This is a genomic window from Herbaspirillum sp. CAH-3 (genome assembly GCF_009668275.1).
Taxonomy (GTDB): Bacteria; Pseudomonadota; Gammaproteobacteria; order Burkholderiales; family Burkholderiaceae_D; genus Herbaspirillum; species Herbaspirillum aquaticum.
The window spans coordinates 1-14,118 of record NZ_VSWE01000004.1; the positions used below are offsets into that span (position 1 = coordinate 1).

Genomic DNA, 14,118 nt, shown 5'->3' on the forward strand with positions numbered 1-14,118 from the left:
CACCGGCCCACGGCCCTGGTCCCTCTGCGGCAATTCAACTTGTCCACTGGCTGGCGTGCAGCGTCCATTCAGGCATACACCGCGCCGAAGCGGTTGCCGAGCAACTCCGGCAAGCTGATCTGTTCCTGCCGGATGAAGCCGCGTGCGGGCAAGCGGCCTGCGCGGAACAGGTCCAGCGCCGCACAGAGGCCGGCGGCCGTGCTGGCCTGGATGGCGCTTTCGCGCCGGCCTGCACGCTCTTGCGCGACAATCTTGCGGGTGAAGACTTCCTGCATCAGCTTGCCCTCGCGCAGTCCGCTCACGGTGACGAACACCAGCACCACGTCCTGCAAGGTGGCCGGCACGCTCTTGCGCAGGATGTCCTTGAGCAAGCCCGGATCATGCCGCAGCCCGAGATCGCCCAGCAGGAATTTCATGCGCTGCTGGTGGCCGGGGTAGCGCACCGACTTGTAGTCGAGATTGCGCACCTTGCCGGCCAGGGTCTCACACAGGCTGCCCAGGCCGCCCGAGGTATTGAAGGCTTCGTACTCCACCCCTTCCAGCGAAAAGTGTTCGAGGTCGGCCAGGGGATCGACCATGACCCGCTCGCCGTCGCGCAAGGCTTCGCAGGGATGGCAGTACTCGTTGATGAGGCCGTCCACGCTCCAGGTCAGGTTGTATTTCAATTCGTTGGTCGGATACTGCGGCAGCGCACCGACGCGCATCTTGATCTCGTGCACTTCTTCAAAGCCGGCTGCCAGATGGTGCGCGGCAATCCCGATGAAGCCCGGGGCCAGCCCGCATTGCGGCATGAAGGCGCAGGGCGCATCCTCGGCCAGCGCTGCGATGGCACGGGTTGCCTGCACATCCTCGGTGAGGTCGAAGTAGTGGGTGCCGGTCTGGCGCGCGACCGTGGCCACGCTCGTGGCCATGTGATAGGGCAGGGCATTGATGACCACGTCGGCGCGCTGCAGCAGGGCCGCCAAGGCCTGTGGATCGGACGAGTCGACCACGGCCTTTTCGGCATGCACGCCCGCGATGGCCTGCAGGGCCGCCGCATCGCGGTCAGCGATGGTGACGCTGTAGTCGCGGCCCTCGCCGCATTGCGCCAGCAGGCGGGCGATGGTCTGGCCGATGTGGCCGCAGCCGAGGAGGACGGTACGCATGAGGGGCTCCTGAATGAAGGTGGATACGATGATTCATTCTAGGAAGCCGCCGTGACGGAAACCATTGCCAGATCGTCAGAAAGTAGCGCAGGTTTCGTCACTTTGTAGTGCGATTTCGTCATTTTGCAGCATGAGTCATGCAATCCGGCGAAATCCATGCGCGTTTCAGCGCGTCCTGGCCGCATCCCCACGGTCGATCTTGCGGGCCAGCACCACCGAGGTGGTGGTCTTGAGCACGCCCTCCATCTCGCCGATCTGGTCCAGGATCTTGTCCAGTTGCTCGGGCGTGTTCACGCGCAGCCAGGCCACGTAATCGTATTCGCCGCTGACTGCGCAGAGCTGGTGGACTTCCGGGATGCGGCTAAAGCGGCGGATGACGTCGCGTCCGGCGCGCGGCTGCACGGTCACGCCCACGTAGGCCTGCAGGCTGGCGTCGACCACGTCGCGCCCGAGCTTGAGCGTATAGCCGCCGATGATGCCGGTCTGTTCCAGCCGCTCGATGCGGGCTACCACGGTGGTGCGCGCCACACCGAGGCGGCGGGCGATTTCGGCCACCGGTTCGCGGGCGTTGAGCTGCAGGATGGAAAGCAGTTGACGGTCGATGTCGTCGAGTTGGTCCAGCCTGGTCATCCCGGTTCTCCTGGTCGATGCTACACAATGACGAAACAACGCTACATTTCGTCAGTGTAGACCAGCAGGCGCGCAGTGGCGGGAAGCGGCCAAGAAACGCCGCTCCCGGGTCGAATCATTCCGAGGCGGGCTTGCCCTTGGCCGGTTTGGGATAGACCTTCAGCACATCGATGGGCTGGGCGTACGGGGAACTCCAGGTCTGCTCATGCAAGGCCGCCACGCGCTGTGCCATGGCGGCGTCGTGCAGCACCACTTCGAGGTTGCGCGAGTTGTCCAGGTAGCCGCCGGCCCAGTTGCTGGTGCCGACCCAGGCCACCTTGCCATCGATGCTCATGGCCTTGGTGTGGATCACCCGGGCGAAGGGGATGAAACCGCTGCTGGCCTGCGGCAGGGTCACGATACGGATCTCCACGTTGGGCAGCAGCGCCAGGCTTTGCAGGTAGCGGATGGCCGGTGCCTCGGTGTTCCAGTTGGAGACCATCAGCTTGATCTTCACGCCCCGCGTGGCCGCTGCGCGCAGGGCATCATCGATGACGGCGTAATAGGGGCGGGTATGGTTGGGGCCGTAGGAAAGCGGCGCGTAGTCCAGCAACTGCACCCGCACTTCCTGTTGTGCCGCCCCGATCAGGCGTACCAGCTCGCTTTGCGAATCGCCCACGCCGGGCGGGTTGTAGGCATTCGGGCTGGCCACCAGGTAATTGCCGCGCGCCACATCGGCCGGGACCACGCTGCGGTTGGTCATGACCGGGGTTTGCCCGGCGGCGATGGCCGCCTGCGCCGCCCAGTCGATCTCGAAGATAGCCTGCACCTGCGCCGCCACGGCCGGATCGGTGATCTTCAATCCGGTTTCATGGATGTGCGAGAACGAGCGCCAGTCGAAGTTCTGGCTGCCCACATAGGCGCTGCGGCCATCGACGGCGAAATACTTGGCGTGGATGATGCCGTTGCCGGTCATGCGGGAATAATCGATCTGGCGGAACTCCAGGTTGGGGATGCGCTTGAGCTTCTCGATGGTGGCCGGGACCGAGGCGAACTCGCCCTTCTTTTCCATCAGGAAGCGGATCTTCACACCGCGCCGTCCGGCGGCCTCCAGGTGCGCCATGATGTCGTCCAGCGCCTCGCCGTCCTGCCCGGCTACGTAGAACTGGCCGAACACGATCTCGCGCTGTGCACTGTCGAACATCTCCTTCCACACCACGGCCGCATCGCGCAGGTCGGGCGTGGCCAGCGCGGTCTCGCGCGGGACGGTATGGACCAGCTCGAAGCCCGGGATGGCGAATTCGGCCCGGACCGGTGTGGCCAGCGAAACAACCAGCCCGAAGGCGGCGGCGAGACGAAGCAGGAGACGGCGTGGTGCGAGGATCATGATGTCGGCAAGGGAGAAGTCAGTGTTGCGCTCAGGCGATGTGCAGCTTGCCCTGCGGTTGCGGGCTGTGTTGCGGCTGCTGGTTCAGGCGGCCGACGCAGGCGCGCAGCATCAGGACCTTCAGGTGATCGTTGATGCGCTCGATGCGTTCCTGGAACAGGTTGAAGAAGAACATGCCGACCACCGCAATGCCGATGCCCAGTGCCGTCGCATAGAGCGCCGTGCCGATGCCCTGCGATACCTGGCCCGGATCGGATACGCCCGAGACCGCCAGTGCCTTGAAGGTATCGATGATGCCCAGGATCGTGCCCAGCAAGCCCAGCAGGGGCGCGGCCGTCACGATGGTATCGAGGATCCACAGGCGCTGCTGCACTTCGCCGCGTTTGGCAATGTAGACCGACTCGCTGAAATCTTCCAGGTCCTTCTCGGTATGCAGGTGATGCTTCTCGGCCAGGATGTCCGACACCAGTGCCAGCGGCAGGCTGGGGCGGGAAGTCAGCTCGGCCGGCAGTTCCTCGAGGTGCTGCACCGCGTGCGTCATGGCGCGCTCCAGGCCGGTGGCCTGGCGCATGGTGTAGCCGAAGAACAGGCCGCGTTCGGCGATGACGAAAATGGCCAGCGCCGCGCAGGCGTACATCAGGTAGAAGGCCAGTTCGTGGAGTAATTGCATGTTCATGCTTGCCTCTCTTGCAGTGAGGGGCGGCCCGTGTTGCTGGTGTGCAGGTGCGGGCCGCCCGGTTCAGGCCGCGATCAGAAATCCGCGGTCAGGGTGACGGTGAAGGTGCGCGGGGCACCGATGTAGAGCGAAGGATCGGTGCCAGGGATGCCGTTGACCGCCACTGCGTTGGTGGTGAACTGGCTGCCGCTGCCGCCGTTGAGGTTGAGGTACTGCTTGTCGAACAGGTTGTAGACGTTCAGGCGCACCGTCGGCTTCTTCAACCAGGTGGTGGACGCGAAGGTCATGCCGGCACCGGCGTTGAAGAGGGTGTAGCCACCCAGTGCATCGTCGTTGACCAGCGTGGTGTAGCGGCGACCGGTGTACTTGGCCTGGCCGAACACGTACCAGCCATCCTGCTGGTATTGCAGCGACAGGCCCGACAGCCAGTTCGGCGTATCCGGGAACTCGCGGCCGGAGGTCGGCAGGAACTGGGTCGAGCCGTTGCGCAGGTCCTGCTTCATCTTGCTCTTGATGTAGGACAGCGAACCGTACATCGACAGGTTGCGCGTGAAGGCGTAGCCGGTTTCCAGTTCCAGGCCGTGCGAGCTGGCGTCGCCGACGTTGTAGTCGGTCTTGTTGTTGGTGCTCGGGTTGTAGGCGCTGGCGATGCGGTTGTGATAATCGATGTAGAACAGCGAACCGGAGGCCATCCACTTCTCGGTGTTGTAGCGGTAGCCGAGGTCGTAGTTCCAGGAGGTTTCCTTGTCCACCGGCACTTCGCGCTGGGTGGCACCGACCAGCTGGCCGTTGACGATGGTGCCGCCCGAGAGCAGGCCGAAGTAGGAGAAGTTGCCCGGTGCCTTGAAGTTCTTGGCGGCGTTGAAGAACACCGACTGCTTCTCATCGAGCTGGAAGCGCACGCCCAGGCTGGGCAGGAAGTCGGCGTAGTTCTTCTTGACCTTGTAGAAACCGGCGCTGGAATAGCTGTTGGTGCCGCTGGTGGAGCCGGTGCTCGGGTAGTTGGTGAAGTCGCGGTCGATGGAGGAGTAGCGGCCGCCGACTTGCACGTTGAGCTTGTCGTTCATCATGCTGATGCTGTCCTGCAGGAAGATCGACTGCGCCGTGCTGACGGTCATGGTGTCGCGGTATTGCAGGAAGGAGCCATCGGCATTGCGCAGCCACAGGTCGGAGCTGTCCTGCCACAGGTCGGCGATGTTGCCGTTGTTGTCCACGCGGCTGAAGGGACCGGTTTGCTGGTGGCGTGCGCGCTCGACCCAGTAGCCGGCCAGGATGCGGTGGTTGTCCAGCTGCTGGTTGAACTTGAAGGTCACGCCCGGACGATAGGTGCGGGTGCGGCTGCCTTCGTAGGCGTAGACGGTATCGAGACGGTCGCCGTCGCCGTTGATGTCGCGTGCGCCGCCACCGAGCTGGCTGGCACCGGACACGCCGCCCTCACGCACGGTCTGCAGCTGGTTGCCGCCGGTGCCGAAGCCGTACCAGAAATAGGGATCGACATCCAGGCTGGAAGTCGGGCTCAGCTGGAAGTGCGCATTGATGGTGCCCAGCCAGTTCTCGAAGGGATTGAGGTTGTAGGCGTAGTAGGCGTTGTTGGCGATGTTGGCCGCCACGTTGGGCGCATAGGTGGTGTCGTTCTGGGCGGTACCGGCCACCGCAGGCTGGTGCTGCGGCACGGTGCTGCCGAAGTCGGCATTGCGGCCCAGCTGGGCGATCTGGGTCTTGGTCAGCGACCGGTAGTTGTTGTTGAGCTGGCGGTTGTAGAGCAGGTTGGCATTGATGAAGCTGCCCTGGCCCAGGTCGAAGTTGGTGCCGATGTCGACGTGATCCTTGATGGCGCCGCCCGGACCCTTGAACTTGTCGGCGGTGCTCTTCGAGTACGAGATGAAGAACTTGAATTTGTTGTCCAGCAGCTTGCCCGAATCGAAGCGCACATAGCGCTTCCACAGGCTGTTGGAGCCGAAGGCATTGGTCACGCGGATACGCTGCTGGTCTTCCGGTGCGCAGAAGGTCATGCCGATGTTGCCGCCGGTGGCGCCCACGTGCGGGGCTTCGGTATCGGTCGAGCCCTGGGTCACGAAGACGTTGCACAGGTTGTCGGGCTCGGTGTACTCCTGCGGATACACCGCGAAGTTGCCGGAGTCGTTGACCGGTGCGCCGTTGATGGTGAAGCCCAGCTGGTCGCTGTTGAAGCCGCGCACGCGGATGTTGCCGCCGAACAGGCCCGAGCCGTCGTTGTCGTAGGTGTTCACGCCCGGCAGCAGGTTGATCATCTGGTAGGGCGTGCCGGTGGGCGATTGCTTCTCGATGTAGTCACGGTTGACCGAGCTGCGCGCCTTGGGCGAATCCTCGGCCTGGATCAGGCCGGTGGCCGCGGCAGTACCGGCACTGGCGCTGCCGCCGCCCTGCACGGTCACGGTGCCGATGTCGGTGGTGGTTTGGGCAAAGGCAAAGGCCGGCGCGCCTGCCATGAAGAGCCCGGATATCAGCAAGGACAGCCGGGTGAGTTTGCATTGCATGTCGTGTTCCCCTGGGTTTGTTGGACTGCTGTTGAAATTGTGGCGGCCGGTGTGCGGCCCCGGTACGTTGCAGGGCGCCGCGTCAGACGGGAATGAATTCCAGGTCGGCGGTGAACCGGTGCGTGCTCTCGCCCTTGTAGCTCTCTTCCGGGAAGGGCGCGAAGGCGGCGCGGTTGATGGTCTTGCGGGCGGCATCATCGAGCAGCATGGAGTTCGATGAACTCTCGATGCCGCTGTCGACCACGCTGCCATCGCGCTTCAGCACGAACCACACGCGCACCTTGCCTTGCGGGCGCAAGGTGCTGGCCTCGCGTCCGGTCGGATAGCGCTTGATGCTGTTGAGATGCGCGCGCAGCTGGCCCACGTAGGTCTGTTCGATGTTGGCGGTGTTGGCCGGTGGCGGCGACGGTGGCGCTACCGGTGCGGATTGCACCGGAGGGGTGGCCGGGGCGCTGGGTTGCGGCGGCGTGGCTGGCAGGATCGGTGCGTTTGCCGAGGGCGGGGCCGGGTCAACCGGTGCTGGCGCCTGCTTGACCGGGGCCGGCTTGGCCACGGGCTTGGGCGCTTCCTGTTTCTTCGGCGGCTCTACGGGTTTGGGTTGCGGTTCCACTTGCGGCTTGGGCTGCGGTGGTGGTGGTGGTGGCACTTCCATCAGCGAGATCTGGACCGGCTGCGGGTCTTCCTTGCGCTGCAATTCGGTGGCCTTTTGCACGCCGGCCAGGATCAGCACGGCCAGCACCACCAGCGAGGGCAGCGTGGCCAGCGGTTCGCGCAAACGGAAGAGGGCGGGAGCGTTCATCATCACTGCTTGCGGGTGGCAATCGAGATGGAGTCGAAGCCGCCCTTCTTGAGCGTATCCATCACGTCGACCAGGCGCTGCACTTCCACGCCACGGTCACTGTTGATGATGAGGTTGAGTTTTTCGCCTTCCTTGCGCAGCTTGTCCAGGCGCGCGGTGAGCGCGTCCAGGGTGGTGTTCTCGCCATCGACCTGGATCACGTCGTCCTTGGCGACGGTGATGACGGCCTTGGTCTGGGGCTTCAGGTCCTGTGCGGTGGAGGAGCTGGGCAGCTGGGTTTTCAGGCCCAGGGCCGGAATCACGTTCAGGCTGATCAGCACGAAGAAGACCAGCAGGAACATCATCACGTCGATCATCGGGATGATCTCGACGCGGGCCTTTCGTTTCTTGGGTTCGTCCCAACTGCGCATGCCAACCTCCTCGAAGCTTCGTTATACGATTTGTAGCGCTATAGTTTTTATAGCGATGCGCAGCGTAGCGAGGAAATATGTCGGGCGTATTACACCATGCAGGTTGGTGTTAACCGGCGTGAAGAAAATGTTGCTTCAAGTGACCCGTAAGCCGGTCTCTGTCGCAGGAGCTGACGCCTGTCGGCGACAGCATGCGCCCTGCGATCAGCGGCGCGGCAGCGGCATGCGGGGTAGCAGCGACAGCAGCAGCTTGCACAGGTAGACCACGATCAGCGAGCCCGAGAGGTCGCCGATGGACATGACGATGAGGCCGCTCCAGAAATCCGGATAGACCCCGCGCATGACGAACCAGATCAGCTGGAACAGTGGATTGGAAAGCGCATAGAGCAGGATGCAGGCCATGAGCCGGGTGGTGTTGAGGTTGGCCAGGTTGCGCCCCAGGTCCATGCCGGAGAGGGTGAGGCGGTAGGCCAGGTAGGGTGCCCCGGCCGAGATCAGGCAATAGCCGGCGGCGGCGATGAGGTCATGCGGGAACAGCTGGTAAGTGGCCGCCGTGGCCAGCGAGCCGACCAGCAGCCCCACGCAGCCGGCCTCGGCAAAGAGCAGGGTGCAGATCAGGCGCACCCCGGCCGGCAGGTAGATCCAGGCGATGCCCTCGGTGAACTGGGTGCGACGGAACAGCCATTCATTGATGGAATAGAACAGGAAATAGCACAGCGCCGTGCCGGCGATGGCGGCCAGGTGGGTGCGCAGGACGGCAGGGTGGTCGGATGAGGCTGGCATGGCGGGGCGGCTGGGACATGCGGAACGGCGCGTATGTTACCCAATGCGGCGGTGCGCCGCACTTCAACAATTTTCAGCAGTGTGGCGCGCAAGCCTCGCCAATCGGCGCGCAAACGGTCGCGCCGGCGGCATTGCTGCCGGTCAAGGCGGTAAAGATTGCACTTTCAGCCGGGCCCGGCGTATGATTCGCTATCAATTCTGGAACAATGTCGCGCGCGCGTGTTACGCGCAGTACGTACCTGGCAGGTTCCGGACTTGCACCACAACAACCAACACCATCGCCATATGGGTAAAAACAAGCGGCCGGCGGATATCTACCTGAGATTTCTGCAACTGGCCGAAGCACTGCGGGGATTGCCGTCACTGGCCACGCTGGATCCGCTCGAAGACCGGATCCTGGCCTTCATCGCCCGCGCCGGCCAGGACCAGCAGCGGCTATCGGTGCGCGACCTGATGGCGCAAAGCGAATTCGGTTCGCCCGCGATGCTGCATGCACGCCTCAAATCCATGCGCGAGAAGGGCTGGATCGTGCTGGCCGATACCGAGGATCCGCGCCGCAAGCAGGTCGAACTGAGCCAGGCTGCCTGGCTGCATTTCGACAAGCTCTCCAAGTGCCTGGTCCAGGCCACGCGCGACAAGTAATCCCTCACGCCCCCTCGCTGTCATCCTGCGGAAACACCGGCCCGCTACCCTGCTCGGCCTTTGCCCCTCGCTCCGGACGGTTACGATGCGACTGCCTTCCCGTTTTCCTTCCTGCTTTTCCCTGCTGCTGGGGCTTTGGCTGGCGCTGCCAGCTTCGCCGGCCCAGGCCGCCGATCCCCACAAGCTGTGGGAAATCACCAGCCAGCAATGCGTGCCCGGCATGCAGGCTACCGGCCGTCCGCAACCTTGCGTGATGGTCGACCTGGCCCGTGGCTTCGTGGTCCTCAAGGACATCGTCGGCCCGGCGCAATACCTGCTCATGCCGACCCGGCGGCTCACCGGCATTGAAAGTCCCGCTTTGCTGGAGCCGGATGCACCCAACTACTGGGCCCATGCCTGGGAACAGCGGGGGCGTGTGGCGCAGGCCCTGGGCCGTCCGCTCACCGATGAACAGCTGGGCGTTGAAATCAATTCGGCAGCCGGCCGTTCGCAATTGCACCTGCATCTGCACATCGACTGCATGCGCCGCGATGTGGCGGCCAGCCTGGCCGATCACCGGGGTGACCCCTTGCAGCAATGGCTGCCGTGGTATTTCGAAGGGCATCGCTACTGGGTCATGCGCCTGCCTGCCGATGCCCTGGCACGGCACGATCCCTTCAAGCTCGCCGCTGCCCGCAGTGCCTATGCGGCCGACAACATGGCCTCGCAGTCACTGCTGCTGACCGGCGCGCGGTTTGCTGATGGCAGCACCGGCTTCTTCCTGGTCAACATGCCGGTCAATTTCGACCGCGAGGAGCAGGGCAGTGCCGAGGTGCTTATGGATCACGACTGCCGCTGGTAGGCCTGCGCCATCACTGGGCAAATTCGCGCACCAGCGTATCGAACACCAGCCGCAGGCGCGGCGGTACCGGGCCGCGCTGCGGGCGGTAGAGGTACATGTCCCAGGGATCGGGTTCGTGGTCGGTCATGACTGGCACAAGGCGCCCGGCCGCGATGTCGTCCTCGCACAGGAAACCGGCAATCTGGCCGATGGCCACGCCGCTTCTGACCAACAGATATTCACCCTCGGAATCATCGCAGAGAAAGCGTGCGTGATCGGCCATCCACTGCTGCTCCTGCGCGAACAGCCAGGGCCAGGGCCGGCCCGTGCCCCGGTCCAGCATGGCCGTGCAGGGCAGGGCGCGCAGGGCCTCGGTATCCTCCGGGATGCCATGGCGGCGCAGGAAGCGCGGCGTGGCCACCACATGAAAACGCACCTTGCCCAGGCGCCGCACCACGAAGCGGTTATCCGGCACGGTGCCCACGCGGATGCCGATGTCGATCTTCTCTCCCACCACGTCGGCGCGCTGATCGGTCAGGCGCAGGTCGAAACGCAAGCCGGGATGGGCCTGCGCCAATCGTTCGACGATGGGCAGCAAGCGGCTGCGTCCCAGCGCCGACGGTGCGGCCAGGCGCACCAGTCCGCTCATCTCGTCGGCCGGGCTGGCGGCCTCCGTCTCGAAGAGCCCATCCAGGTCGCGCAAGCTGGCCCGGGCGCGTTCGGCAAGCGCTTCGCCGAAGCTGGTGATGCGCACCTGCCGCGTATTGCGATGGAACAGCATCTCGCCTTGCAGGCGCTCCAGTTCCTGGATGGCACGGGTGACCGCCTGCGGTGAAATGCCGAGCCGGATGGCGGCGTCCTTGAAGCTGCCGGTATCGGCGGCAGCGCAGAAGATGCGCAGCATCTCCAGTCGGTTGAGCATGATGATTCCTGAAAATGGAATTCTGTAATCTTATCATTTCCATTGTTTGGCATAGTGGCGCCACCCATAATCCTTCCATCGACATGCAGCAACGGCAAGCCAACCCCCATCACTGGAAAGGAATTCATCATGAGCAACAACATCAAGGATAAAGTCGTCGTCATCACCGGTGCCAGCAGCGGCCTGGGCGAAACCACCGCACGCCATCTGGCTGCCCTCGGCGCCAAGCTGGTACTGGGTGCACGCCGCACCGAACGTCTGGAAAAACTGGTGGCCGAGATCACCGCCGCCGGTGGCCAGGCCATCGCCGTGACCACTGACGTGGCGCGCCGCGACGACGTGGAGGCCCTGGTCGCCAAGGGCGAGCAACACTTCGGCCGCATCGACGTGCTGGTCAACAACGCCGGCATCATGCCGCTGGCCCCGATGGCCAAGCTCAAGGTCGAGGAATGGGACCGCATGATCGACGTCAACGTCAAGGGCGTGCTCTACGGTGTGGCCGCCGCGCTGCCGCGCTTTGCCGCGCAGGGCTCGGGCCATTTCATCAACGTGTCCTCGGTGGCCGGCATCAAGGTCTTCGCCGGCATGGGTACGGTCTACAGCGCCACCAAGTTCGCGGTGCGTGCCCTCACCGAAGGGCTGCGCACCGAAGCACCGGACGGTGTGCGCACCACCATCATCTCCCCGGGGGCGGTGGATTCGGAGCTGAAGACCCACAGCAGCGACCAGGAAACCTCGGAAGCCCTGCTGGCCTGGTATGAGGCCAACCAGATTCCGTCCGATTCGGTGGCGCGCGCCATTGCCTATGCCATCGAGCAGCCGGCCAATGTGGATATCAGCGAGGTGGTGCTGCGCCCGGTGGCCCAGGAGTTTTAAGTTTTCCACAGCCGTTTTCAGCCAGTGCCATGGAGCGGCACCGCCGGGCAGCCTTGCCTGGCGGTGCCGTTTTTCGTTGGCTTGTCATCCTGCCATTGCCGAGTCGGCAATGATTTCGCGGCGGCATGTTGTTTGCTTCAAACGCCGCCATGACGCCGTGCAGACAAGCACGGTGGTTTTCTATATGATTGCCGACCCAAAAAAGAAGGAGTGATCGATGGCGAACGCGTGCGGTGTGGATTTCGGCACCTCCAATTCCACGGTCGGCTGGCTGCGTCCGCAGGCCGGGGATTCCCTGCTGCTGCCGCTGGAAGACGGCAAGGCCACGCTGCCTTCGGTGGTGTTCTTCAATGCCGACGAGAACAGCTTCAGCTATGGCCGCGCCGGCCTGGGCGAATACCTGGCCGGCTACGAAGGCCGCCTGATGCGCTCGCTGAAGAGCTTGCTCGGTTCCGGCGCCATCGATGGCCAGACGGAAGTGGGCGGCCGGGCGCTGCCCTATCGTGGCCTGCTTTCGCAGTTCATCGGTGAGCTCAAGCAGCGCGCCGAACGCGCTGCCGGTACCTCTTTTTCCAAGGTGGTGCTGGGCCGTCCGGTGCACTTCGTCGATGAGGATGCGGCCGCTGACCAGCTGGCCCAGGACACGCTGGAACAGATTGCGCGCGATGTCGGTTTCAAGGACATCGCCTTCCAGTTCGAACCGATTGCCGCCGCCTTCGATTACGAGTCGCGCATCGACAAGGAAGAATTGGTACTCATTGTCGACATCGGCGGTGGTACCTCCGACTTCTCGCTGGTACGCCTCTCGCCCGAGCGCGCTGCGCGCAGTGAGCGGCGCGAGGACATCCTGGCCAATGGCGGCGTGCATATCGGTGGCACCGACTTCGACAAGTATTTCAGCCTGGCCTGCGTGATGCCGCTGCTGGGCCTGGGCGGCCGCCTGCAGGGCAATGCCGAGATTCCCTCCAGCTATTATTTCAACCTGGCCACCTGGCACACCATCAACCAGCTCTACACCCGCAAGGCCTGGCAGCAGCTGCAGGACGTGGCGCGCGAAGTGGCCGACCGCGAGCGTTTCGCGCGCCTGCTCGATGTGGTCGAGCAGCGCTGCGGCCACTGGCTGGCGCTGCAGGTGGAGGCGGGCAAGATCGCGCTCTCCAGTGCCGAGCAGACCCTGCTGGACCTGGACCGCCTGCGCCAGCCCGAGCAGTTGCCGCTCTTGCGCAGCGATTTCAACGGTGCCGTCGACCACCTGGTGCAATCGGTGGAGCAGACCGTGCTGGCCCTGTTGCCGCAGGCCGGCCTGCGCGCCGACGATATCGACAGCGTGTTCTTCACCGGCGGCTCCAGCGGCGTGCGCCTGCTGCGTGAACGCATCAGTGCGCTGGCCCCGCAGGCGCGGCATGTGGAAGGCGACCTGTTCGGCAGCATTGGCAGCGGCCTGGCCATCGACGCTGCGCGCAAGTTCAGCTGACGCCGCAGGAGCGCCTGGCTGCTATACAATGCGGCCACCCGGTCGGGATTGCGTGGGTGTGCGGCGATATGAAGCTGTTCGCCCGCCACGGCGTCACGACCGCCCGCATCGAACTGCATTGCGGACCTGCCCCGCACCGACATGAAACCTTCTGCCGAATCCTTCGTGCGCCGCGTGCGCAGCAAACTCGACGAACTTTCCAGTACCGAACGCCAGCTGGCCGACTTCCTGCTGGAGTTTCCGGGCGAGCTGGCCAGCTATGCCGGCAATGAGCTGGCGCAACTGGCGGGGGTATCGCCGTCGACCGTGAGCCGCTTCATCCGCCGCGTCGGTTACGAGAGCTACGAGGAAGCACGCCGCCACGTGCGCGAGGAACAGGAAACCGGCTCCCCGCTGTTCCATGCCAGCAGCCCCGCTGCAGCGCGCCAGGTCCGTTCGGTGGCGGCGCACTTCCAGCAATCCCAGCAGAATTTGGCGGCGACCTTCGAGCGCCTCTCCGACGCCACCCTGGCCGAGATCGCCCGCGCCATCGTCAGTGCGCCCCAGGTGCTGATCTTCGGCAGCCGCAGCAGCCAGGCCTTTGCCCTCTACCTGCGCTGGCAGATCATCCAGGTCTTGCCGCGCGTGAGCTGCCTGCCGGGGCCGGGCGAGACCCTCGCCGAATATACCGCCGGTCTGTCCGAGCGCGATTGCGTGATCGTCTTCGGCACGCGCCGCCAGACCGGGCAGATGGAACGCTTGCTGGAGGCGGCCACGCGCGCGGGATCCTATCTGCTCTACATCAGCGACCAGGCCTCGGCCGACTATGCGCCGGCCACCTGGTCGCTGCAGGCATATTGCCGCGGTCCCGGCTCGCTGGACAATCACGTCGGCGTGATGGCGCTGTGTGATCTGTTGTCTACCCTGGTGATTGAAGCCAGCGGTGCGGCCGGCCGCAAGCGGCTGGCGGCGGTCGAGCAGGAGCACGAGGAGCTGGGCGACTTCGATTGAGTTGCTGCGGTGGAATGTTGGAGAATTGCCTTCTTTCTACATTGAAATCCTGATTTCAGAATCTCCCCT

The 14,118-nt window shown here is 64.3% G+C and carries 14 protein-coding genes; 5 read left to right on the forward strand and 9 right to left on the reverse strand.

The genetic code is table 11. The features are described 5' to 3' along the window. Positions 1-68: 68 nt before the first annotated feature. The 8 genes from FYB76_RS06060 to FYB76_RS06095 all read right to left on the reverse strand — a co-directional run bounded on the left by FYB76_RS06060 (position 69) and on the right by FYB76_RS06095 (position 8,325). The gene (locus FYB76_RS06060) at positions 69-1,145 is read right to left on the reverse strand and encodes a saccharopine dehydrogenase family protein (protein WP_154133013.1); all 1,077 of its coding nucleotides are present in this window, start codon (positions 1,143-1,145) and stop codon (positions 69-71) included. Positions 1,146-1,310: 165 nt separating this feature from the next. After that, positions 1,311-1,775, reverse strand: a complete 465-nt coding sequence (locus FYB76_RS06065; protein ID WP_154133014.1) for an Lrp/AsnC family transcriptional regulator — start codon at positions 1,773-1,775, stop codon at positions 1,311-1,313. A gap of 115 nt (positions 1,776-1,890) precedes the next feature. After that, positions 1,891-3,141 (reverse strand): phospholipase D-like domain-containing protein, encoded by a 1,251-nt coding sequence (locus FYB76_RS06070; protein ID WP_154133015.1) that lies wholly within the window; start codon positions 3,139-3,141, stop codon positions 1,891-1,893. A 31-nt stretch (positions 3,142-3,172) separates the two neighbouring features. Then, positions 3,173-3,817 (reverse strand): MotA/TolQ/ExbB proton channel family protein, encoded by a 645-nt coding sequence (locus FYB76_RS06075; protein ID WP_154133016.1) that lies wholly within the window; start codon positions 3,815-3,817, stop codon positions 3,173-3,175. Between the two features lie 74 nt (positions 3,818-3,891). After that, positions 3,892-6,333, reverse strand: coding sequence for a TonB-dependent receptor (locus FYB76_RS06080; protein ID WP_154133017.1), 2,442 nt, complete (start codon positions 6,331-6,333; stop codon positions 3,892-3,894). 82 nt (positions 6,334-6,415) lie between these two features. Then, positions 6,416-7,135 carry an energy transducer TonB gene (locus tag FYB76_RS06085; RefSeq protein ID WP_154133018.1) on the reverse strand — a complete coding sequence of 240 codons (720 nt, stop codon included), beginning with the start codon at positions 7,133-7,135 and terminating at the stop codon, positions 6,416-6,418. Beyond that, positions 7,135-7,542: a biopolymer transporter ExbD gene (locus FYB76_RS06090; RefSeq protein WP_154133019.1), complete on the reverse strand. Its 408-nt coding sequence runs from the start codon at positions 7,540-7,542 to the stop codon at positions 7,135-7,137. The genes FYB76_RS06085 and FYB76_RS06090 overlap by 1 nt, the downstream gene beginning before the upstream one ends. Positions 7,543-7,746: 204 nt before the next feature. Then, positions 7,747-8,325 (reverse strand): hypothetical protein, encoded by a 579-nt coding sequence (locus FYB76_RS06095; protein ID WP_088755825.1) that lies wholly within the window; start codon positions 8,323-8,325, stop codon positions 7,747-7,749. A 285-nt stretch (positions 8,326-8,610) separates the two neighbouring features. On the opposite strand from FYB76_RS06095, the gene FYB76_RS06100 reads away from it, so the two are divergent. After that, positions 8,611-8,967: a helix-turn-helix domain-containing protein gene (locus FYB76_RS06100; protein ID WP_034330473.1), complete on the forward strand. Its 357-nt coding sequence runs from the start codon at positions 8,611-8,613 to the stop codon at positions 8,965-8,967. Positions 8,968-9,052: 85 nt separating this feature from the next. Continuing rightward, positions 9,053-9,808 (forward strand): CDP-diacylglycerol diphosphatase, encoded by a 756-nt coding sequence (locus FYB76_RS06105; RefSeq protein ID WP_154133020.1) that lies wholly within the window; start codon positions 9,053-9,055, stop codon positions 9,806-9,808. Positions 9,809-9,818: 10 nt separating this feature from the next. On the opposite strand, the gene FYB76_RS06110 is transcribed toward FYB76_RS06105, so the two are convergent. After that, positions 9,819-10,709 carry a LysR family transcriptional regulator gene (locus FYB76_RS06110; protein ID WP_154133021.1) on the reverse strand — a complete coding sequence of 297 codons (891 nt, stop codon included), beginning with the start codon at positions 10,707-10,709 and terminating at the stop codon, positions 9,819-9,821. A gap of 129 nt (positions 10,710-10,838) precedes the next feature. Here FYB76_RS06110 and FYB76_RS06115 point away from each other — a divergent pair, with 129 nt between their 5' ends. The 3 genes from FYB76_RS06115 to FYB76_RS06125 all read left to right on the forward strand — a co-directional run bounded on the left by FYB76_RS06115 (position 10,839) and on the right by FYB76_RS06125 (position 14,049). Then, positions 10,839-11,585, forward strand: a complete 747-nt coding sequence (locus FYB76_RS06115) for an SDR family oxidoreductase (protein WP_154133022.1) — start codon at positions 10,839-10,841, stop codon at positions 11,583-11,585. Positions 11,586-11,802: 217 nt separating this feature from the next. Then, the gene (locus FYB76_RS06120; RefSeq protein ID WP_154133023.1) at positions 11,803-13,059 is read left to right on the forward strand and encodes an Hsp70 family protein; all 1,257 of its coding nucleotides are present in this window, start codon (positions 11,803-11,805) and stop codon (positions 13,057-13,059) included. 141 nt (positions 13,060-13,200) lie between these two features. Continuing rightward, the gene (locus FYB76_RS06125) at positions 13,201-14,049 is read left to right on the forward strand and encodes a MurR/RpiR family transcriptional regulator (protein WP_154133024.1); all 849 of its coding nucleotides are present in this window, start codon (positions 13,201-13,203) and stop codon (positions 14,047-14,049) included. Positions 14,050-14,118 lie beyond the last annotated feature (69 nt).